Raw genomic sequence first — 21,302 nt, 5'->3', positions numbered from 1 at the left:
TTTTTACGTTTTAAGCGGCTCAATCATAAGGGCTGATTGACCTTGCCGCCGGTTGCGCATAGTCATACTCGGCAGTTGCCTCTCATGCAAGCTTTCAAAGGCTTGACTTTTCCATTTGCGGAAAGAAGCTATTGATAACATGACAGGCACAACCAATCCAAAGGCCATTCCGTTTCGTACAATCTCGCAAAAGACGAAAAGCCAATAAGGGGCAGACAATGACATCCCAGAGCACCAAGGAAGCGCAAGCAAAAGCAACCACCGTCGACGACGAAGAGATTGCCCGTTTTTCTGCAATGGCCCAGGAATGGTGGAGCCCTAAAGGAAAGTTTCGCCCGCTTCACAAGTTCAACCCCACACGCGTCGCCTATCTGCGCGAGACGCTTCTGAGCCATTTCGGCCTTGACGCAAAGGCTAAGACTCCCCTTGAGGGCCTTGATATTCTCGACGTCGGCTGCGGCGGGGGCCTCCTGTGCGAACCACTCTGCCGGCTAGGCGCCAATGTCGTTGGCGTTGATGCCTCAGAGACCAACATCGGCATTGCCTCCACCCACGCCAGTGAAAATGATCTGGACATCACCTACCGGGCAACAACGGCAGAAGCCCTCGTTGCAGAAGGGGCCAAGTTCGATGTGGTTCTGACCATGGAAGTGGTCGAGCATGTATCAGACGTGGATCTGTTCATCTCCGAATGCGCGAGCATGGTTAAGCCCGGAGGACTGATGCTGATCGCAACCCTTAACCGGACCCTTAAATCCCATGCGCTGGCCATCGTAGGGGCCGAATATATTCTGCGCTGGCTACCCGTCGGCACACACACCTGGGACAAATTCGTAACACCGGACGAGCTGGAACGCGCCCTTGCCCCCACCGGGCTGGATGTCGTCGAGAAGGTCGGGGTCACTTACAACCCCCTGTTCGATAAATGGTCTCGCTCAAAGGATCTCGACGTCAATTACATGGTGCTTTGCTCCCGCAAGCCCACACAGTAAAAGAGCAGGTAAAAACAACCACCACCCTAGGTATACAAACAGAAGTTCTGTGGTCAATTCTACTAGATTTGCGACAAAAAACCCGTTATGGTTTCAAGAAAAGACATTAATAATTTCAGATAGAAAAGTTTTCCAGTAATAAGCAGTATTTAAGTATTACGCTATTTCAGAATAAAAGAATATTTTACCTACTTTTAACCTGTCCAATGGATCATAACATTCAATTCTTTGATTGTTAAAGCAGTTCAAGGAAGCCTTAGGATATTCGGCATCGAGCCCGCCGGATAAATCAGCAGTGTATCAGCAAGTCTGAATGGCACTTAACAAGGTTTTGAACAATGAACCTCCATTCCATTCGCGTACGCATCGTCGCTTTCACAGCCATTTGTGTCATCGGGTCCACCGGCACGATTGTTGGATATAATCTTTGGTCGGCCAGTAAAAACGCAGACTATGTGGCCTCTAACGTGGGAGAGCTTCTGGACCACAACAGCCAGTCTTCTCTTTCTCACCTTGCCGCCGCTCAGGCCGGTGTCATCAAGTCCGAGGTCGAAACAGCCTTTTCAACCGCCCGCAGCATGGCAAAGGCACTTGAAACCATTGCCATGCCAGAAAACAAAGGCGGCTCTCGAGACGAAGTACGACGCGCCCAGCTGAACGAACTGCTTCACCGCTCCCTCCAAGACAACCCCCTCTTCAACGGCACCTACAGCGCCTGGGAGCCGGACGCCCTTGACGGCATGGACGCCATTTTCAAATCCGATGCAGCCATGGGCTCAGACGCATCAGGACGTGCCCTGCCCTATTGGACTCGCGACGGCAACGGCAAAATCGCCGTACAGCCTCTTGTAGAATATGACAGCTCGGACAAACACCCCAATGGTCTTGTCAAAGGCGGATGGTTCCTGAACCCGCAACGCACAGGAAATGAAAATATCCTTGCCCCACTTCCCTATGTCGTTCAAGGCAAGTCGGTTTACCTTGCAACCATGTCCGTTCCCATCACGGTGAACGGCAAATTCGCTGGCGTCGCAGGAGCCGACTTCGAGCTTTCCTTCGTTCAGGAATTGGCCAACAAGGTTGATAAAAGCATCTACGATGGCGCTGGCTCGGTGCAGATCGTCACCAATGACGGCCTGTTGGTCGCATCCAGTCTGGACCCGAAGAGCATCGGCGGCAAATTCTCATTCGATCAGGACAATGGTGCAGCAGAGGCCAAGGCACTGAGCGAAGGCGCTTCCAAGATCTTTGTTGACGAGAAGGACGATGCCCTGCGTGTCTTCTCTCCAATCGCTCTTGGACGCACCGATCAGAGCTGGTCAGTGGTCATCGATGTGCCCCGCTCGGTGGTAATGGCCGAGTCCATCGCCATGGGACAGGCCATGGACGAGCGCAACAACACGGCTCTCTTCTGGCAGTTGGCGGTTGCCCTCATCGTGGCTCTGGTGGCCATGGTCGCCATGGCATTGGTCGCGCACAACATTTCCGCCCCGATCGTCAAAATGGCCAACATTCTGCGCCGTATTGCATCCGGAGATACAGTTGACCGCGTCGATGGCGCTGACCGCAAGGATGAAATCGGCGAAATCGCCCAAGCCTCCGAGATCTTGCGCACAGGTCTTCAGGAAGCGGAAAAACTGCGCAAGGAGGCAGCAAGCCGCGAAGAAGAAGAACGCAAACTACTGGACCGCCGCGCCAAACTGGCTCAGGACTTTGTCTCCCGCATGCAGGCTCTTTCCACAGGCATCGCCTCTTCGTCCAGCGAAGTGGCCACCGCAGCACAGGACCTGTCCAACACAGCAAGGGAAACAACCCGACAATCCCAGTCTGTTGCCGTCGCAGCTGATCAGGCCTCGGCCAACGTTCAGACCGTGGCCAGCGCCACCGAGGAAATGTCGGCCTCCGTGCGCGTCGTCAACGATCAGGTGGTCCATTCAGCGCAAATCGCCGACAAGGCCAACGCCGAAGCGGATGCTGCCAATGACCGCATCCAGTCTCTGGCGGCAGCAGCTGCGGCCATTGGCGACGTCATTGAGCTGATCAATGGCATCGCAGCCCAAACCAACCTGCTGGCCCTTAACGCCACCATCGAGGCCGCCCGGGCTGGTGAAGCAGGCAAAGGCTTCGCGGTCGTTGCAGCCGAGGTCAAGGAATTGGCATCCCAGACAGCCAAGGCCACCGAGGAAATCGGACTCAAAGTTTCCGAAATCCAGCAAGCAACAGACGGTACAGTCCGGTCCGTTGGCGAGATTGCCCAGGTCATCGCAAGCATCAAGGAAACCGCGTCCCAGATCACGACAGCTGTCGATGAACAGGGATCGGCCACCGCCGAGATCGCTAGCAACTGTCAGCAGGCAGCAACCGGCACTGATGAAGTGACCAAGAATATCAGCGGCGTCAACATCGCCGCCCAGCAGACCGGTACGGCATCCACCAAGCTGCAGGATCTCTCCAAAGGCCTGTCCGAGCAGGCTGGCGACCTCAGCAACATCGTGGAGAAATTTGTCGAAGACTTCGCCGCCGCCTGAGTTTGAAAGAAACCCTTCCGACAAAAAAGCCCGCATCGGCCATCAGCTGGTGCGGGTTTTCATTTGCAGTCTGCGAGACAGATCGACCAATCAGTTCTGATCTTCGGGCAAAACCGGCATCGGCAGACAATCGATCCCGTCTTCTGCCAGCGACTTCACCTCATCAACGGTTGCTTCACCATAGATGCCGCGCTCTTCGGTTTCCTTAAAATGCATCTTGCGGGCTTCTTCGGCGAAATTGTCACCAACATAATCGGCATTCTTGACCACATGTTCGCGGAAGGCGCGCAACATCTTCTGCACCTGCTGGGGATCGGGCCCCTCTTGGGGCGCTGCCACGGCGGCACCGGCATGAGGCACAACTGCATTGGGGGCAGTGGGTTTCGGCACGGCGGGTGAAGGAGCAGCCTCAGCGGCGCCTCGCTCTGCGCTTGGGCGCACAGCATTATCCTGCGTACGCGTTCCGGTTACGCGCGGAGCCATCAGGGATTTTGAGATTTTCGTCGATGCACAAAAAGGACATTCAACATGGCCGTCCCGGGTCTGCATTTCGCAATCATCATTATTGCGAAACCAGCCCTCAAACACATGATCATGCTCGCAGCGCAGCGAATACTTAATCAAGTCAAACCCCTAATTCCATTTCAGACAAACTGTGCATCGCGCACAAAAATCCATTTCGCACCAATTGGCAAGCGAAATTTGATCCTCTGAATTATACGCTACTTGCGATCAGATTTCAAAAGCACGATCGTGCTGAAGGGACGGTATTGCCTTGCGACAGACATCCACGCGCGTCATGTCGATATCGGCCGCAATGAAACAGGGCTCATCCTGAGCCTCGGCCAGCACGGTGCCCCACGGGTCCACGATGATGGAATGACCATAGGTCTTGCGGCCATTCTCATGTTTGCCCCCTTGCGCGGCGGCAATCACGAAGGCGCCATTTTCAATGGCTCTGGCCCGCATCAACACTTCCCAGTGCGCCTGACCTGTACGCTTGGTGAAAGCAGCAGGAATGGCCAAAATATTAGCGCCCTTCTGATTGCACAAAGCCCGATAGAGATAGGGAAAGCGCAGATCATAGCAAATGGTCAGTCCCAATGTACCCCAAGGTAAAATGGCGCTCACAGCTTTCTCTCCGGGCACGAAGCTGGCCGATTCACGGTAGCTCTCACCATTTTCCAGATCCACATCAAACATATGGATCTTGTCATAGCGCGCAGCAATCCGCCCGGCTGGCGAGATCAGGAGGCTGCGATTGGCCGCCTTCACCTCATCACATGTCTTGACCAGAAAGGACATTGAACCGATATGCAGCCAGATATCCAGCTCTTCGGCCAGCGCCTGCATCCGCTTGAGGCCTTCATCATCGTCCTCGGCCGAGAGGACGGCCATCATCGCCTTGCGGTTCATCTCCATGGTCGCGGTCTGTTCGGGCGTCTGGATATATTCTGCCCCATCGCGACGCGCCTCTCTGATAAGCCGTTCGGCTTCATCAAGATTATGCGCCGGATCGCGACCGGAACGCAGTTGAACACAGGCAGCGCGGAAGGACGTCATGCAACTCTCCAGTTTATCTCGGAATTGACGGCCCGACAGGGCCGCAACAGGATCACCTTTGAGTATTACCCAAGCCCATCCGCAATGACAAGCGGACAAAAGGGCTCGCAACCGAGTGCGGTCTGCGGCACCTTAAGCGGCCAGCATCTCGTCGAGTTTCCCAGCTTTATCAAGGGCAAACAGATCATCACAGCCGCCAACATGCTCTTCATCAATGAAGATTTGCGGGAAGGTGCGGCGACCGGATTTTTTCATCATTTCCTGCTTGATATCAAAATCGAAGGTCGCATCCAGCTCACGGAACGCAACACCCTTGTCGGTGAGCAGTTTTTTGGCTGCGGTGCAAAATCCGCACATTTTACGCGTATAAATAACAACTTCTGCCATTTCGGTCTCCATTCGACCAAACCGGTCCTTTGCCATTTCGGGAAGGATGCAAATGCCAGTTTGGATTTATTCAAAACTCAACCATTTATATGGGCATTTCAGAGCCAGCGGCAACCCGTGCAAAAGTGATAATGCAAATTTCTCCTGCATTGGAACGCCTCAACACACGGCAGCAGGCATCAAGCGTTGCCCCAGTCGTCCAGACATCATCCACCAGCACCACCGTTCGGCCCGACAGAGATGTCTTGTCGTCCAGATTGATCTGAAAGGCCCCCTCCACATTGACCCGGCGCTCATCCTCACTCAACCCTACCTGCTGACGCGTGGGCCGCGTACGTTGCAGAAGGTCCGGCATGAAAACGGTTCCCGTCTCCTGCGCAATCACCTTGGCCAGCAACGCAGACTGATTGAACCGCCGCCGCCACAGACGTCTTTTATGCAGGGGCACCGGCACGATGATGGCATCAGGGTCAGTAAGGCAATCCGCTCCGGCCCGCACCATCCAGCGCCCCATGACAATAGCAAGATCGGTTCGATCCATATATTTGAGTTGATGCACCATGCGCCTTGCCGTGCGCCCGAACAGTGCCACAGAGCGTGCGCGATCATAAGCGGGGGGATTGGCCAGAACATCCGGACTGACAAGCGCTTCGCCCAGATCGTAGGAAAAAGGGACACCCGATACGGAACAATAGGGCCGCGCGATCCATTCCATTTCGCCCCAACAGGCCCCGCACAGGCTGTTGGCATCCTGCACGATCTTGCCGCAGCCTGCGCAGCGGGGAGGAATGATAAGATCCTGCACCGCGCGGCCTGCCCGCAAAAGAGGGCGCCCGATCAGCCGAGCGCCATTCAGCAAGCTTCCATCAAGGCCGCCCTGTTCGCTCTGGAGAAATTTCAGCATTGCCTCCCCTAATCCTCGCCTCTGCTAACCCCGGATCGATGATACTGATAGCACAATGCAACAAGCAGCGTTATCATACAAGTTGATCCAGAATCGAAAAAGGCATCACTCTCATGGAAACAGACACGACCGGCGTCCCGCGCCTTTTCGACACGAGATTGCTGGCCGACCGTCGCAAAAGGGCTCTGGCGCACCATGGCGACGCAGGCGATTTCCTGCTCAAGGAAGTTACCAGTGACATGCTCGACCGTCTTTCCATCATTCTGCGCCCCTTTCCCGTCATCGCCGAACTGGGTGGCCACACCGGAGGTCTTGCCCGACAGCTTAAAAATCGGGAGGGGACGGACTATGTGTTCCGCCTCGAACAGGCCTCGACGCTTCTGGCGAAGGAAGACAACGGGCTCTTGTTTGACCCCGAGTTCCTGCCTATCAAGCCGCAAAGTCTCAATCTTCTGGTTTCTCCGCTCTTTTTGCACTGGGTCAACGATCTGCCCGGTACCTTGGTGCAAATCCGCCAGAGTCTGGCTCCCGATGGCCTGCTGCTGGCCACCCTGCTCGGAAGAGATAGTCTGAAAGAACTGCGCGAAGCATTCCTCATGGCCGACAGCGAAATAACAGGCGGCGCAAGCCCGCGGGTTGCCCCGTTGCCCGACCTTAAGGATATGGGAAGCTTGCTGCAACGGGCTGGCTTTTCATTACCCGTTGTGGATCATGACACGCTGACGGTCCGCTACAGCTCACTCTTCTCGCTCATGCAGGATTTACGGCGCATGGGAGCAACCAATGTGCTGACAGACCGCTCACGCCATTTCATGCGGCGTGATTGTCTCATGCGCGCGGCCAAAATCTATCAAGACCGCTTTTCCGATCAGGACGGCCGTATCCGCGCCACCTTCCAAGTCGTTTCCCTATCCGGCTGGGCTCCGGATGAAAGCCAGCAAAAGCCGCTCAAGCCGGGCAGCGCCAAGATGTCTCTTGCCAGTGTTTTGGGGGATAAATCGGGCAGCAAATAACGACCCTTGCCTGCAATGTCCAACCACACCAGATAACAAAAAGCCGCACATCGAACCGAGGCGCGGCTGCAAACACTCTGTGATCCGCCTGTGTCTTAAGGCGCAGTGGCCCCGATATAGCCAGCAAATGCATTCAAAACCCGATTGAGGTTTGAAACCAGAGGACCGGAGCCTATAACCAACGCAGCAGCCACCAAGCTGGCAATAATGCTATATTCAATAGCCGTAGCGCCATTTTGATCTTTCAGAAAAGCGTTAAATTTGTGAAGCATACTGATCCTAACAATTTGCCGCAGGAAAGATCTGGCTCCCGCAAAAAACCATCTGGACGTAATTTTATCAAAATTTATAAAGAAAATCTCAAAAGCCGGAAAGAATCTCTTTCCGACCTGAAATAATAGCAACCAAATTATTAATTCCGTGAAAAAAGCTGGCTCTATGCACCCAGCAGATCGACCAGCGGAGCGATCAACGGCAGGTCTGCCGGCGGCATCGGATAATCCCGCAAGGCACCGGCCCGCACCCATTTGAGCGCCTGCCCCTCACGAGACTGCGGCACCCCTTCCCAACGGCGGCAGATATAAAGCGGCATCAGAAGATGAAAATCATCATAGCCGTGGCTGGCAAAGGTCAGCGGCGCCAGACAAGCTTCTTTGGTCTTGATACCCAGCTCTTCTTCCAGCTCGCGAATGAGCGCCACTTCCGGCCGCTCCCCTGCTTCCAGCTTACCGCCCGGGAATTCCCATAGCCCGGCCAGATTCTTGCCCTCCGGGCGCTGGGCGATGAGGATGCGATTGTCCTCATCCACCAAAGCGACAGCAACCACCAGCAACAACCGGATCGACGGCTCGTTCGTTCCTTCAGATGCAGACATAAACCCCAAACCCTAGCTGCGATAGTCGCCATTGATCGTGATATAGCCATGGGTCAGGTCACAGGTCCAAACCGTCGCGGTTCCCTCACCAACCCCGAGATCAGCGCGGATCTCGATCTCGCCATTTTTCATATAGTCGCTGGCAAGCTCTTCGGAATACTCCGCATCACGCATTCCATCGACAGCCAGACGATAAGGACCGAACCAGATGGCGAGCTTGTCCCGATCTGCCATTTCACCGGCCTTGCCGACAGCGGCAACGACACGCCCCCAGTTGGCGTCTTCCCCGGCAGCGGCCGTTTTCACCAGCGGACTATTGGCAACAGCAAGTGCCACACGCTTGGCTGCGGCATTATCCTCTGCACCACTGATCGTGATTTCAAGGAACTTGCTGGCCCCTTCTCCATCGCGCACAACCATCTTGGCCAGATCCTGCAAGAGAGCCGAGAGCGCATCGGAAAAAGCTTCAAGTCGCGGATCGTCTGCCACTTCGATCTCTGGACAGCCGCGCCCCTTGGCGGCACCAGACGCAAAAACCATCAGAGTGTCGCTGGTTGATGTATCGCTATCCACGGTGATGGCGTTAAAGGAGGTATCCACATGCTTGGAGAGCAGCCCCTGAAGGGCCTCGGAGGCAATCGGCGCATCGGTAAAGACGAAGCCCAGCATTGTGGCCATATCCGGCGCAATCATGCCCGAGCCCTTGGCGATGCCATGAATGGCGACCGTTGTCCCATCGATATCCACGCTCGCTGTGGCCACCTTGACAAAGGTGTCTGTTGTCATGATCGCCCGCGCCGCATCCATGAAGGACGCATCGGCTTTTTCAGGATCAAACAATGTGCCGAACAGGGATGTAATCGGAGCCGGATCCAGCGGTTCGCCAATAACACCGGTCGAGGCCATGAAAATCTCCGAAGCCTTGCCGCCGCAGGCTTCAGCAGCTGCCGCAGCAACAGCAGAAACGGTCTTCTCACCCGCAGAGCCGGTGAAGGCATTGGCATTGGATGCATTGACAACGAGCGCCCGCGCGCTGCCGCCACCAAGATGGGCCTTGCACCAGTCAACCGGAGCCGATGGGCATTTGGATTTGGTATAAACCCCGGCGACGGAGGTTCCCTCAGCCATCTCGACAATCAGTAAGTCGTTGCGTCCCTTGTATTTTACGCCGGTCGCAGCAACACCAAGGCGAAACCCTCCGATCGCATCAAGCGCGGGATAGTCGGTTGGTGCAAAAGGTGATGGCTTGAGTTCCATGACAGGCATCCTTCCATAAAAAAGAGGGAAAACATCCAGGGCCCATGGCCATAAGGATGCTTTCCCCCTCCATAAACTGTGCTCTGAACAAATGCCAGCCAATTTTAGCAATTATTCGCTGACTTTAGCGGCCTGCGCGCCTTGGCCCGCATGCCACCTTCATGATCAGAAGCAATTGGCCTTCAAGATCATTCAGGGATCTTGACGTCCGCTTCCTTGCGCAGATCGTCTAGCAGAGTCTGGAATTTCTGCTGAGCGACAAAAGCACGGAGGTTGTCCTTGACCGATTCAAGCGTTGGCTTTGGCGCATCCCGCTTGTCTTCGACCAGAATGACATGCCAACCGAAATCGGATTTCACAGGCTCTTCGGAATATTTGCCTTTCTCCAGTGCAAAGGCAGCAGCTTCAAAGGCAGGAACCATCTGTCCCTGACCGAAATAGCCAAGATCACCACCCTGAGCGCCGGACGGACCTGTGGACTTTTCCTTGGCCAGCTCAGCAAAGTCCGCACCACCATCAAGTTCCTTGATGATGTCTTTGGCTTCGTCTTCGGTCTTGACCAGAATATGACGAGCCTTGACCTGCTGACGCACCGGCAATGCACCAATCTGTTCATCATAGACCGCCTGCAAATCGGCATCCGTGATGGCCTCATCCACATTCTTGCGGAAGAATTCCGTCTGCAAAGCACGCTTCTTGAGGAATTCGACCTGCTTCTTGAAGCTTTCAGACTGATCCAGCCCCTGTTTGGTTGCAGCTTGAGAGACCAGCTCCATGTTAACGAGCATCGTCGTCAGGGTCTCTTTTCTCTGCTCGGGTGTCATCTGCTGGGTTTGTTGGCCAAGCTGATCTGCAATAAAATCAAACTCGCCCGCGGTGATCTCTTTGCCATTGACAGTAGCAACCACACTGTCGTCTCCAGCATCCTGAGCGAGAACACCCGGGACGGAGCCAATCAGAAATAGAGAAGCCGCTACGGCCATTGCAGAGCGTTGGAAATAGGCACGAACCATCTGTATCTTTCCTATCGTTGTTCACTTTGGAACGAAAAAACTTTAAAAACTGCCTTTCATGTGACCTACCCGCCTTTCTTGGCGTTGACAAGACAAAGACCCAATCTTATCTGTCAGCCGTGCAGTTTATTGCCAATCAGGTTATCTGGCTGTTGACATTCATGTTAAAGCCGAGACTTGCGTCCCGCTTGACCTAGTCTCGCCGCAATTGCGTTACAAATAAGGCCGTCACAAAATTGTGGGGGCATTTTCAAGGAAGGATCCGGTCTATGGCTGGTCTTGGAGCTATCGCTCGCAAACTCTTTGGAACGGCAAATGATCGTCGCATCAAGGGGTATCGTCCCACAGTCGCCGCCATCAACGCGCTGGAAGATGAATATTCCCAGCTCTCCGATGAGGCCTTGCGCCACAAGACCGTGGAGTTCCGTGAACAACTGGCGAACGGGGAGAAGCTGGACAAGCTGCTTGTTCCTGCCTTTGCCACAGTAAGAGAAGCTGCCAAGCGCACATTGGGCCAGCGCCATTATGATGTGCAGCTTATGGGCGGCATGGTGCTCGATGACGGCGCCATCGCAGAAATGCGCACCGGCGAGGGTAAGACCCTCGTCGCAACATTGGCAGGTTACCTCAACGCGCTCGAAGGCAAGGGCGTGCATGTGGTCACCGTCAACGACTATCTGGCCAAGCGCGACTCCGAATGGATGGGACAGGTCTACCGCTTCCTGGGCATGACCACCGGCGTCATCGTCCATGGCATCAATGACGAAGAACGCAAAGCCGCCTACGCAGCAGATGTGACCTACGGCACCAACAACGAATTCGGTTTCGATTATCTGCGCGACAACATGAAATATGATCTGGACCAGATGGTTCAGCGTGGCCATAACTTCGCCATCGTCGACGAGGTCGATTCCATTCTGGTCGATGAAGCGCGTACTCCACTGATCATTTCCGGCCCGCTGGATGACCGCTCGGAAATGTACAACACCATTGACAAGTTCATTCCGCAGCTGAGCCCTGAACATTACGAAATCGACGAAAAGCAGAAAACGGCAACCTTCACTGAAGAAGGCACCGAGTATGTCGAGAAGATTCTTCAGGAAGCTGGCATGCTGCAAGGCGAGTCGCTTTATGACATCGAGAATGTGACCGTTGTTCACCATCTCAATCAGGCTCTGCGCGCTCATCTGCTGTTCGCCCGCGACAAGGATTACATCGTCAAGAACAATGAAGTTGTCATCATTGACGAGTTTACCGGCCGCATGATGGAAGGCCGCCGCTTCTCTGATGGTCTGCATCAGGCACTTGAAGCCAAGGAACACGCAGCCATACAGCCGGAAAACCAGACTCTGGCTTCCGTTACCTTCCAGAATTATTTCCGCCTCTATGACAAGCTCTCCGGCATGACCGGTACGGCCCAGACCGAAGCGGAAGAGTTCATGGACATCTACAACCTCGAAGTCATCGATGTTCCGACCAACCTGCCGATCCAGCGCGTGGATGAAGATGATGAGGTATATCGCACCCTGCGCGAGAAGGATGATGCTCTCGTCGAACTGATGAAGGATTGCGTGGAGCGAGGCCAGCCGGCCCTAGTCGGTACGACCTCGATTGAACGGTCCGAAGAGCTGTCCGCGCGACTGAAAAAGGAAAAGATTCCGCATCAGGTCCTGAACGCCCGCTTCCACGAACAGGAAGCCCTCATCGTTGCACAGGCCGGTAGCCCGGGCGCAATCACCATCGCCACCAACATGGCCGGTCGTGGTACCGATATTCAGCTCGGCGGCAACCTGGACATGCGCATCGCACAGGAAATCCCAGAAGAGGTGCAGGGTGAAGAGCGCGAGAAGAAAATCGCCGAGATCAAGGCAGACATCGAAGCCAAGAAGCAGAAAGCACTCGAAGCCGGAGGCCTTTATGTGATCGGCACCGAGCGCCACGAAAGCCGCCGCATCGACAACCAGTTGCGTGGTCGTTCCGGCCGTCAGGGTGACCCGGGGCATTCCAAATTCTTCCTCTCTCTGGAAGATGACCTGATGCGCATCTTCGGCTCGGACCGCATGGACGGCATGCTCCAGAAGCTGGGCCTGAAAGAAGGCGAAGCCATCGTTCATCCGTGGATCAACAAGGCGCTTGAAAAAGCCCAGAAAAAGGTTGAGGCCCGGAACTTCGATATTCGTAAAAACCTTCTCAAGTTCGATGACGTAATGAATGACCAGCGTAAGGTCATCTTTGATCAGCGCGTTGATCTAATGAAGGACGACAGCGTTGCGGAAACCGTTACGGATATGCGCCACGAAGTCGTCGAAGATATCGTCGCCAAGCATATTCCAGAGCGCGCCTATGCTGAGCAGTGGGATGTAGATGGCCTTCACAACGAAGTGCAGGAAATCCTCAATCTCGACGTTCCGGTAAAGGACTGGGCCAAGGAAGAAGGCATCGCTGACGAAGAAATCATCGATCGCCTGCAAAAAGCAGCAGATGAAGCAGCGGCAGCGAAAACAGCCAACTTCACTCCTGACCTTATGCGTCAGGTAGAAAAGTCGGTTCTGCTGCAAATTCTCGATCATCTCTGGCGCGAGCATCTGGTGGCCCTCGATCATCTGCGCAACGTGATCGGCTATCGCGGCTACGGCCAGCGTGATCCGCTGCAGGAATATAAGACCGAGAGCTTCGAACTGTTCCAGGCCATGATGGACAATATGCGCCGTCTGGTGACCCAGCAGTTGGCCCATGTGCAGCTGCGACAGGAAGAGCCAAACCCGTTCGAGCAGAATGAACTGCCAGAAATGCACGAACAGCACGCCAATCCGAATACGGGAGAAAATGATGCTGTGCCCAACGAGGACGCTGCTCCACACAATGCCTTTGGCAAAGTGCCACGCAACGCCCCCTGCCCTTGTGGCTCGGGTAAAAAATTTAAGCATTGCCACGGCAAGTTGAGCTGATCAGCCTCGACATCACCAAATCAGGTCCCGCCATTGCCTATCAGCTTTGGCGGGATTTTTTTATACCTTGTCCAATCACTCTTCCTTCGTGAAGACATCCGTCAGTTTTAGCACTCTTGAACAGAACCCAACGACAAAATCAAAGAAATGCCACAGTAAGTAATACAAGAATAGAAAATACCTATAATTATAGTTTTTTATGAAAAATCAAAAAAGACACTAATTTTCAACTGGAAGTTTGGGTAATTTTTTTCATATTACCCTAAAATCCGTAAGCATTTGTACTTGATAATTATATCTACTGCCAATTTTGCAATTAAATATTCTGTTAAGAGCAAGCTGATACAAAGAATTGAAAAGTATTAAGTAATAAGCAGAGTTCACAGGACTTTGCGCTGGAGCGTTTATGTCAAAGAACATAACCTTGACAGGGACTGAGCGTTTTTTTGAAGTGTCCGAAATCATAGTTTCCAAAACGGACCTCAAAGGCCGTGTCACCTATTGCAATTCCCAGTTCGTCAAAATATGCGGCTATTCCGAAAAGGAGATGCTGGGCCAACCTCACAGCATTATTCGCCATCCAGACATGCCGCGATGCGTCTTCGAACTGATGTGGGAGACCATCCAGAACGACAAGGAAATTTTCGCCTATGTCGTCAACCGCTGCAAGAATGGCGATCACTACTGGGTCAACGCCCACATCACGCCGAGCCATGATGCATCGGGCAACATTATCGGATATCACTCCAACCGCCGTGTCCCGGACAGGGATATCGTCAATAACGCAATCATACCGCTCTACAAGAAATTGCTGGATGAAGAAAACGCCCATACCAATCGCAAGGAAGGCATGAAGGCGTCCCGCCAGATGCTCACCGACCTGCTGGAATCCGGTGGCGTTCCCTATGACGAATTCATCGCAACATTGTGACGCATGACAATCCGTTCAACCGGATTCAGGCGCCTTAAATACAGAGACCGATAGTATGCTGAAAAATCAGTACAAATCCGCAGTCATGAAAGCCATAGATGTTGTCGAAGCAGCAGCCAAGGGCGACTTCGAAAAACGCATTATCAATATTACAGAAACGGGCGAGTCCGCACGCCTGTTACATGCCATCAACGACCTGATCGACCGATCGGATGCCTACTTGCGCGAATCCACAGCATCCCTTGAATATGTTGCGCGAAACAAATATTTCCGACGCATCTCGGAAAAAGGCATGAACGGCAGCTTCGCAACGGCTAGCCGCACGGTCAACGATGCCATGGAGGTCATGTCAGAAAGGGTCCACACCTTCTCCGGAGCGGTGAAGGACTTTGAAGACCAGATGAGCAGCATTGTTCAGATTGTGGCCGCAGCTGCCGTCGAGCTTGAAGCTTCCGCCGGTTCCATGAACCAGATCGCCACCACATCCAGCAGTCAGGCCAACATTGTTCAGCAGGCATCGGAACAGACATCTGGCAATGTCAGCGCTGTGGCTGCAGCCACAGAGCAACTGACCAACTCCATCAGCGAAATCAATCAGCAGGTCATGCGCTCCGCCGAGCATAGCGAAAATGCGGTCAACGAGGTGAGACAAACCAGCGAGGACCTCAAGGGCCTTTCCAGCGCAGCCGATAGCATTGGCGCCATTATGTCACTGATTGCCGACATCGCCGACCAGACCAATCTTTTGGCCCTCAACGCGACGATTGAAGCCGCCAGAGCCGGAGAAGCTGGCAGAGGCTTTGCTGTCGTCGCCAATGAGGTCAAGGCACTGGCAACCCAAACCAGCAAAGCCACCAGCGACATTGGCCAGCAGATTGCACGCATACAGGAAGCAAGCCAGCATGCTGTTAATTCCTTCGACGGTATAGAGCGTACGGTCGCCAGCACCAAGGAGATCGCGGTTGCCATCGCAGCCGCAGTGGAAGAGCAAAGCGCAGCCTCCAACGAGATCGCCCGCAGCATTGAAGAAGCGTCCGTGGGAAGCTCGGAAGTAACCTGCAACATTTCTTCGGTGAGCGAGAGCATCGTTGAAGCCTCCAACGCAGCGCACGATGTCCATCATGCTTCTCAGGAATTGGCCACGAACGGCGAGAAGCTCAAATCCGGCATCGACAATTTTCTGCACGAAGTACGCAAGGTCATTTGACAGATACCAGCGACCTCTAGAAAACAAGAAAGCCCCAGTTCGACCGGGGCTTTCGTTTTACATAAGACCTGTTGTGGCAACGTGTCAGGCAGCACTAGCCCCCAAACGGGCAAGTTTTTCAAGCTGCCTTTGAACAAGCTCGGCAGATTCAACCTGCGTCTCGACAATCCCCCCCAGTTCATTGAGCGTCTTGTCGATGCCATCTGGCTGGGCAATCATGTCATCAATCTGCTGAATGGTGGATTTATACAAATCCCCCTCGTCAATAAATTTCTGCCGCGTCTGCGCGATCAGTTCACCCAATGCAGCCAGCGCTCCTTCCATATCTCCGATTGTTTCTTCGGTATGCACCAGAGTGGATTTCGTATCCCCGGCCAGTTGCTTGACCTCCGAAGCAACAACAGCAAACCCGCGACCGGCCTGCCCGGCTCTGGCGGCCTCAATCGTTGCGTTGAGAGCCAGAAGGTTGGTCTGCCCGGTAATCCCGTCAATCACACCCAGAATGTCTCTCAAGCCCTTCATGGCACCGGACAAATGCTCGAACTGATAGGAAAGATCATTCGTCTCGTCAGCTTCCTGAGCCGCCCCGGCCTCCGGACCGTCATTGACTCCCGAAATGGAAGAACGGATGGAATAAAGAGAATCCCGCATATGCTGCGTGTTGGCCAGAACGCTCTGGATATCACCAACATTGGCAAATTGCTCCGACATTGTGTCGATGATCTTGGAGCGTACCAGATTGATCATCTCGGCACTGGCCAAACGGCACCGTGTGAAATAATTGCTGAAGCGCGAATAGTGGATCGTGAAATTCTTCAGATAGTCATCTTCATACTGGTTCGCCTCATCTTCGAAAAAGACAATTGCACTCAGTGTCTCATTCACATTGATGCCAAACAGCTCACCGAAGGTGGAAAAACCAGCGACAGGCATCGCCCAAGCATCCGACAGAGCCGCCGTCGATTTCTGATTGTGCAGGCGGCGCAAGATACAGTCATTCAGGATGGCTCCCAAAGGCTTAGGCTTGCCGCGCAAAAAACTGCCCAAATCACTCTTGGTCTGCTGCGCAAAATCGGTCGCTTCAAGCAGGAACAATTCGTCCCCCGGATTGACATCGCAATAAAAGGCAACCTCTCCCTCCTCGGGCTTGATCGCAGCGACCGAGCGCACATATATTTCGCCGTCTATTTCGATGCCAAAGCTCTTGCCAGCCAAGCTACCTTCGATCTTGTCACTCGACACCCTGAAATGCTGCGCCAGCCTATCGATAAAGGGCTCGACATCGCCACTTGTTGGGTCCACCACACTGCGGACCACACGCAAATCCGGGTCGGCATCTGCAATCAGGAATGAAACACTGCTCTTCTTGAAATTCTGGCTTTTGAAAACACCATATTTCCGCCCTTTGGCCAAACGAACAAAAACCATGATCGCATGGTTCTGCATCACCTGAGCCCCATCGGCAATCTTGGTCTCCAAGAAATCCAGTTTGCCACCAGCCGAGCCGCCAATGAAGAGGCAAGGGAATTTACCGCTCTGATACACTGCCTCCATCAGATAATTCTCAGAAGCTGACAAACCGTCAATGAAAGTCAGAGCAAAAACTTCTTCGGGGCGGATGGAGAATGGCACATTGATACGCCCCAGATCCTGCGCGATACGGGCAATCCGCTGGTCACGGCTTTTGTTCGGGCTGCCCGCGCGAATATCCTCATTATGCAGAGAAACCTTATGAACGGACACATCACCAATCAGATCTGGCGGGAAAATCTGGACAGTCAGGCTCTCCCAACTGCCCGAAGCATTGCGATAAAGCGCATTGTCAGAACAGTTGCACAGCTCACCAGCGGTCATTACAGCAATAACGCGGGTTTTCCCCGCCATTTCATTGAGCCGGCGGACAATATCCTCAAAATTGAGATGGGGAGAGATATAGGCAACGGCCAGCGGGGACTGACCAGTCGGAAAGGAGAAGGAAGCAGAGCTAAGATGCGACAGGGATTTATTACTCTCAATAACCCTAATGGTCTCAACTACGGCTTCGGACAATATTTCTGAAGCAATCTGGTTTTCCATGTCCAAAATCGCACCTCACTTTGTTGAAATAATCAAAATATATTTATCAGGAAAGTTATAATAATTTCATTAATAGTCTAAATCATTTTCGAAGAGCATTACTACCATTAGAACCGTCAATTACAACAACAACTATTCTTAAACTATATTTAGTTTGATGCAGCATGCCGGATCCGTAAATTCAGCCTCCAACCAAGAAAGGCTGCGCCAAACACGCGAGCGCATCATGAGCGACAGCGCTAACCAATGAGCAACACCAACAAACAGGACCCATATCTGCAGAATATGCACAAAGCACGAGAATTAGACTGCTTTTCCATTGCACCCGTCGGATGCATCCGCTAAGAAAGCCGACATATAATCTGTGTGTCTTGGAGATGTCACAAAGCCACGCACAACCGAAAACATCAGGTTCGTGCAAACATCCCCAAAAGGCCACCAGAAGCACCCGTAGCTCAGCTGGATAGAGCGCTGCCCTCCGAAGGCAGAGGCCACAGGTTCGAATCCTGTCGGGTGCACCAATATTTTCCTCTTATTTTCATATAGATAAAGAAATTAGAACTTTCAAAATCAACATTGAGCCCACGAAACGGCCCATGAAACGATTGGATTCAAGTTCCAATTTGTGCCGCTAGTGTCTGGAAAGTGGGTCAAATGTTGCTTGGAAGTAGTCACTCCCGACACGCTTCATTCAGCCAATATTGAAAAATCCAATCAAGGTGCACCCGAACCACTTAAATTGATGGGAAGAGTCCTCAAGGGGCCAACTAGCAAATTGGGCGGAAAGTTGCCATTTCCTGCAGATGCGAGATATCAGGCGCCGCTGGCGAAAGCGGCCATTCAGGGGATCTAGAGGCGCATCTAGGCTTATGCTGCTGGTTCGGGGCGGGGAGCGGTCGTTCGCCGTAAATGTGCGATTTCTGATGCTGCAGGCTCAAGTGGCCATTCGACAATTCATTTTAGCTGCCCTCTGCAATCGTATCAGCGTTTAAGATCAAAGGGCGTTTTAGGATTCAGTTAACCAACCCACTTAGCCGGGCCAAGTGTTTTAGCAGAGTATTCTGAAACTCCTGATTTCTCACCTTGGCGTCCGGGGCTCGTGGTTTCATGTGATGCCAATATTGTCCCGACTGCAGTGTAATGGCGTCATTGGACGTTGCTAGCCAACATTGGGTGACGTGTGCCAATTCTAGTGGGTCTGAAGCTGATGCCCCTCCCATTCGCGTAGGAACCCATCCTGGGTCAACCGTTTGATAAACTATATTGGGACAAAGTCGGGCAAGCGCTGCAGAGAGCGTTGTGACGCTCAATTTACTCTCGCCGTAGGCCTGCGATCCCGACCAGCGGCGGCTACGCCACTCAAGGTCTTCCAGTATTTTGTTGTGGCCGAAATGCATGCTACTGCCGGTAAAGATATGACGCGCTGCAGGCAAAAGCTTTGATAATAGATAGGGAGCCAAAGCGTTGACTGCGAGGACTTGTAAATGTCCTTCCGTGGTTTCCTTACGACATGATCCGCCAAGGATACCCGCATTGTGAATTACCGCGTCTATGGGGCTGAAAGATGCTGCTTGATCAACGATCCTGCGAACGTCCGCCATCAAAGACAGGTCACCAATGACGACCCCCTTTGCTCCTCCGGCGAGATCACCAAAGCTTTCGGCGCGGTTAGCGTTTCGCGCATGCAGAATGACGCCGTGCCCTTCGTCAAGAAGGAGCTTTGCTGCATTGAGGCCTACGCCCTGCGTGCTACCAGTGATCAGTATATTCGCCATCTTGTTCTATCCTTTTATATCTGCCAGCAGCAATTGACCCTTAAGCTGTTTGGGTATTTTTTTCTCATTATAAGTACTGGTTTATTGAGAGATTAGGTGGCATAGTTATATTAATTTAATTAAATTTGCTCATGGATGATTTCTTATGCCAAGAGAAAATGTGAATGATCTGCGCGCTTTTGTTGCTGTAGCGAAAGAGCGAAGCTTCACGCGCGCTGCGGCGGGACTTGGCTTAACACAGTCGGCATTGAGCCACACGATCCGGCAACTTGAGGAACGTCTCGGTGTGCGTCTTCTCACTCGCACTACACGAGCCGTAGCACCGACAGAAGCCGGCCAGCGTCTGCTTAACGGCGTAACTCCGCATCTGGAAGCAATTGACGCTGAGATTGAAGCACTTGGTATGTTGCGCGATATGCCTGCGGGCACAGTCCGAATTGTTTCATCAGAATATGGAATAAGCCATGTGCTTTGGCCTAAACTGGCACCTTTCTTGAAAACGCATTCCGACATTAAAGTTGAGATCACGCAGGACAATGGTCTGAACGAAATCGTAACCGAGGGCTATGATGCAGGCGTGCGACGCGGGGAGCATCTAGCCAAAGACATGATCTCCGCTCGAATTGGCCCAGATTTGCGCTATATTGTGGTTGGCTCACCTGCATTGCTGGATGTTTATCCGACTCCATCACATCCTCGTGAGCTGGACCAGATCCCTTGTGTCAACTTTCTGCTTCAGTCAAGCGGTATCCATTTTGCGTGGCAGTTCAAGGAAGAAGAACGTGAACTGCGCGTGCGCGTTGATGGGCAGTTGGCTTTCAATAACGTTTTCGATTGTTTAAAAGCGGCGGAAGCCGGATTTGGACTTTCCTACGTACCGGACGAGATCGCTCAGAAAGGAATTGCGTCCGGAAAGCTCATTCAGGTTTTGGAAACGTTTTGTCCCACTTGGGACGGGTTTCACCTTTACTATCCGAACCGGCGTCAAGCATCGCCCGCGTTCCAGGCCGTCCTGAATGCTCTGCGCTATCGGGGGTAACCTCGTCTAGGGACGAGGATTGCGGTTAGGCGATATTTGAGCTGGTCCTAAGAATTCGGACCAGCTCTCAACACACAATAGGCGGGTGCCTATGTGACGCTGTGAAGTTTCGCATCTCGGGCGACCCCGAGAGATTTTTTCTTTATCACTGCTCACGATGCCGAGAGGATAGCGCTTCTACATATTCGGCAAACTTGTTTTCTTCCTCTTCATCGATCACCTGGCTGTTAGGTGAGGAAAATGTCAAAGTATTTAAGCTTCCAAGAACACGGCACACGAAGTGTTTCTGCACGATATGCGGCTCCGCATTGCCGTTCTATCAGAGCAACGGTGATATACTCGTAGTACCCGTAGGATCACTTGACTCCCCAGTCAGCCTGCGACCAAACGCGCATATTTGCTTTTCGATGCGCGCAAATTGGGACAACGATGTGAATCGGCGTGCAAAATTGACCCACTTAGGTGGGTTATGAGCGAGTAAAATTAACCCACCTGTTTCCGTTAATCTCCGCAGGCCAATTGCGGAGGAAAGAGCAGGTGATTTTGATGGAAAGTATTTCGAAGATCCGACGTTGGGTGCTGGTTGATGGCCGAAGCATCCGATCAGTCGCGCGTCAGACAGGTTTGTCGCGCAACACAATCAAGAAGTATCTTAAGGATGACAGCCCGCCGAGCTACCATCGCCAGGCCCCGCCAGTTCGGCACAAGCTATGCAATGGGTTTGATGCTCGTCTCCAGACGCTTTTTGAACAGGACCAGAAGCGCCCTCGCCGGGAGCGCCGAACGGCCCAAAAG

At 53.1% G+C, this 21,302-nt stretch carries 19 protein-coding genes and 1 tRNA gene; 10 read left to right on the top strand and 10 right to left on the bottom strand.

Annotated elements, in window-relative coordinates:
• Positions 1-218: 218 nt before the first annotated feature.
• Positions 219-992, top strand: coding sequence for a bifunctional 2-polyprenyl-6-hydroxyphenol methylase/3-demethylubiquinol 3-O-methyltransferase UbiG (ubiG, locus tag BM258_RS23450; RefSeq protein WP_090075670.1), 774 nt, complete (start codon positions 219-221; stop codon positions 990-992).
• A gap of 338 nt (positions 993-1,330) precedes the next feature.
• Positions 1,331-3,520, top strand: a complete 2,190-nt coding sequence (locus tag BM258_RS23445) for a methyl-accepting chemotaxis protein (RefSeq protein WP_090075669.1) — start codon at positions 1,331-1,333, stop codon at positions 3,518-3,520.
• 90 nt (positions 3,521-3,610) lie between these two features.
• On the opposite strand, the gene BM258_RS23440 is transcribed toward BM258_RS23445, so the two are convergent.
• The 4 genes from BM258_RS23440 to BM258_RS23425 form a co-directional block, all read right to left on the bottom strand.
• Positions 3,611-4,144: a DUF1178 family protein gene (locus BM258_RS23440; protein ID WP_090075668.1), complete on the bottom strand. Its 534-nt coding sequence runs from the start codon at positions 4,142-4,144 to the stop codon at positions 3,611-3,613.
• A gap of 108 nt (positions 4,145-4,252) precedes the next feature.
• The gene (locus BM258_RS23435) at positions 4,253-5,083 is read right to left on the bottom strand and encodes a carbon-nitrogen hydrolase family protein (RefSeq protein WP_090075667.1); all 831 of its coding nucleotides are present in this window, start codon (positions 5,081-5,083) and stop codon (positions 4,253-4,255) included.
• A 132-nt stretch (positions 5,084-5,215) separates the two neighbouring features.
• A complete protein-coding gene (grxC, locus tag BM258_RS23430; protein ID WP_090075677.1) occupies positions 5,216-5,470 on the bottom strand; it encodes a glutaredoxin 3 in 255 nt (84 codons plus the stop codon).
• 85 nt (positions 5,471-5,555) lie between these two features.
• The gene (locus BM258_RS23425; RefSeq protein ID WP_090075666.1) at positions 5,556-6,374 is read right to left on the bottom strand and encodes a ComF family protein; all 819 of its coding nucleotides are present in this window, start codon (positions 6,372-6,374) and stop codon (positions 5,556-5,558) included.
• A 113-nt stretch (positions 6,375-6,487) separates the two neighbouring features.
• Here BM258_RS23425 and BM258_RS23420 point away from each other — a divergent pair, with 113 nt between their 5' ends.
• Positions 6,488-7,387 carry a methyltransferase domain-containing protein gene (locus BM258_RS23420; protein ID WP_090075665.1) on the top strand — a complete coding sequence of 300 codons (900 nt, stop codon included), beginning with the start codon at positions 6,488-6,490 and terminating at the stop codon, positions 7,385-7,387.
• A gap of 95 nt (positions 7,388-7,482) precedes the next feature.
• Here BM258_RS23420 and BM258_RS23415 read toward each other — a convergent pair whose 3' ends face one another.
• The 4 genes from BM258_RS23415 to BM258_RS23400 all read right to left on the bottom strand — a co-directional run bounded on the left by BM258_RS23415 (position 7,483) and on the right by BM258_RS23400 (position 10,531).
• Entirely contained in the window at positions 7,483-7,659 is a 177-nt protein-coding gene (locus BM258_RS23415; protein WP_090075664.1) for a Flp family type IVb pilin, read from the bottom strand.
• 164 nt (positions 7,660-7,823) lie between these two features.
• On the bottom strand, positions 7,824-8,261 hold the full coding sequence (gene mutT, locus BM258_RS23410) for an 8-oxo-dGTP diphosphatase MutT (protein ID WP_090075663.1): 438 nt from the start codon (positions 8,259-8,261) through the stop codon (positions 7,824-7,826).
• A 12-nt stretch (positions 8,262-8,273) separates the two neighbouring features.
• Positions 8,274-9,518 (bottom strand): bifunctional glutamate N-acetyltransferase/amino-acid acetyltransferase ArgJ, encoded by a 1,245-nt coding sequence (gene argJ, locus BM258_RS23405; protein WP_090075662.1) that lies wholly within the window; start codon positions 9,516-9,518, stop codon positions 8,274-8,276.
• Positions 9,519-9,706: 188 nt separating this feature from the next.
• Positions 9,707-10,531, bottom strand: a complete 825-nt coding sequence (locus BM258_RS23400; RefSeq protein ID WP_090075661.1) for a peptidylprolyl isomerase — start codon at positions 10,529-10,531, stop codon at positions 9,707-9,709.
• A 269-nt stretch (positions 10,532-10,800) separates the two neighbouring features.
• Between BM258_RS23400 and secA the strand changes: the two genes are divergently transcribed.
• The 3 genes from secA (at position 10,801) to BM258_RS25000 (ending at position 15,617) form a co-directional block, all read left to right on the top strand.
• Positions 10,801-13,479, top strand: coding sequence for a preprotein translocase subunit SecA (gene secA, locus BM258_RS23395; RefSeq protein ID WP_090075660.1), 2,679 nt, complete (start codon positions 10,801-10,803; stop codon positions 13,477-13,479).
• A gap of 406 nt (positions 13,480-13,885) precedes the next feature.
• Positions 13,886-14,410, top strand: a complete 525-nt coding sequence (locus BM258_RS23390; protein ID WP_090075659.1) for a PAS domain-containing protein — start codon at positions 13,886-13,888, stop codon at positions 14,408-14,410.
• Between the two features lie 55 nt (positions 14,411-14,465).
• The gene (locus BM258_RS25000) at positions 14,466-15,617 is read left to right on the top strand and encodes a methyl-accepting chemotaxis protein (protein WP_090075658.1); all 1,152 of its coding nucleotides are present in this window, start codon (positions 14,466-14,468) and stop codon (positions 15,615-15,617) included.
• An 84-nt stretch (positions 15,618-15,701) separates the two neighbouring features.
• Here the strand turns inward: BM258_RS25000 and BM258_RS23380 are convergent, their stop codons facing one another.
• Entirely contained in the window at positions 15,702-17,693 is a 1,992-nt protein-coding gene (locus tag BM258_RS23380; RefSeq protein ID WP_090075657.1) for a methyl-accepting chemotaxis protein, read from the bottom strand.
• Positions 17,694-18,137: 444 nt separating this feature from the next.
• On the opposite strand from BM258_RS23380, the gene BM258_RS23375 reads away from it, so the two are divergent.
• Positions 18,138-18,214 (top strand) — tRNA-Arg (locus tag BM258_RS23375).
• Positions 18,215-18,706: 492 nt separating this feature from the next.
• Here BM258_RS23375 and BM258_RS23370 read toward each other — a convergent pair.
• Positions 18,707-19,468: an SDR family NAD(P)-dependent oxidoreductase gene (locus BM258_RS23370; protein ID WP_090075656.1), complete on the bottom strand. Its 762-nt coding sequence runs from the start codon at positions 19,466-19,468 to the stop codon at positions 18,707-18,709.
• Positions 19,469-19,613: 145 nt separating this feature from the next.
• On the opposite strand from BM258_RS23370, the gene BM258_RS23365 reads away from it, so the two are divergent.
• The 3 genes from BM258_RS23365 to BM258_RS24660 all read left to right on the top strand — a co-directional run.
• On the top strand, positions 19,614-20,507 hold the full coding sequence (locus BM258_RS23365) for a LysR family transcriptional regulator (RefSeq protein ID WP_090075655.1): 894 nt from the start codon (positions 19,614-19,616) through the stop codon (positions 20,505-20,507).
• A gap of 32 nt (positions 20,508-20,539) precedes the next feature.
• The gene (locus BM258_RS23360; protein WP_455423314.1) at positions 20,540-20,980 is read left to right on the top strand and encodes a GFA family protein; all 441 of its coding nucleotides are present in this window, start codon (positions 20,540-20,542) and stop codon (positions 20,978-20,980) included.
• Positions 20,981-21,053: 73 nt separating this feature from the next.
• The coding region (locus BM258_RS24660; RefSeq protein ID WP_342029365.1) for a helix-turn-helix domain-containing protein at positions 21,054-21,302 on the top strand (249 nt) is incomplete at its 3' end.

Source organism: Cohaesibacter marisflavi (assembly GCF_900115225.1).
GTDB lineage: Bacteria > Pseudomonadota > Alphaproteobacteria > Rhizobiales > Cohaesibacteraceae > Cohaesibacter > Cohaesibacter marisflavi.
This window is presented reverse-complemented; position numbering and strand designations above follow the sequence as displayed.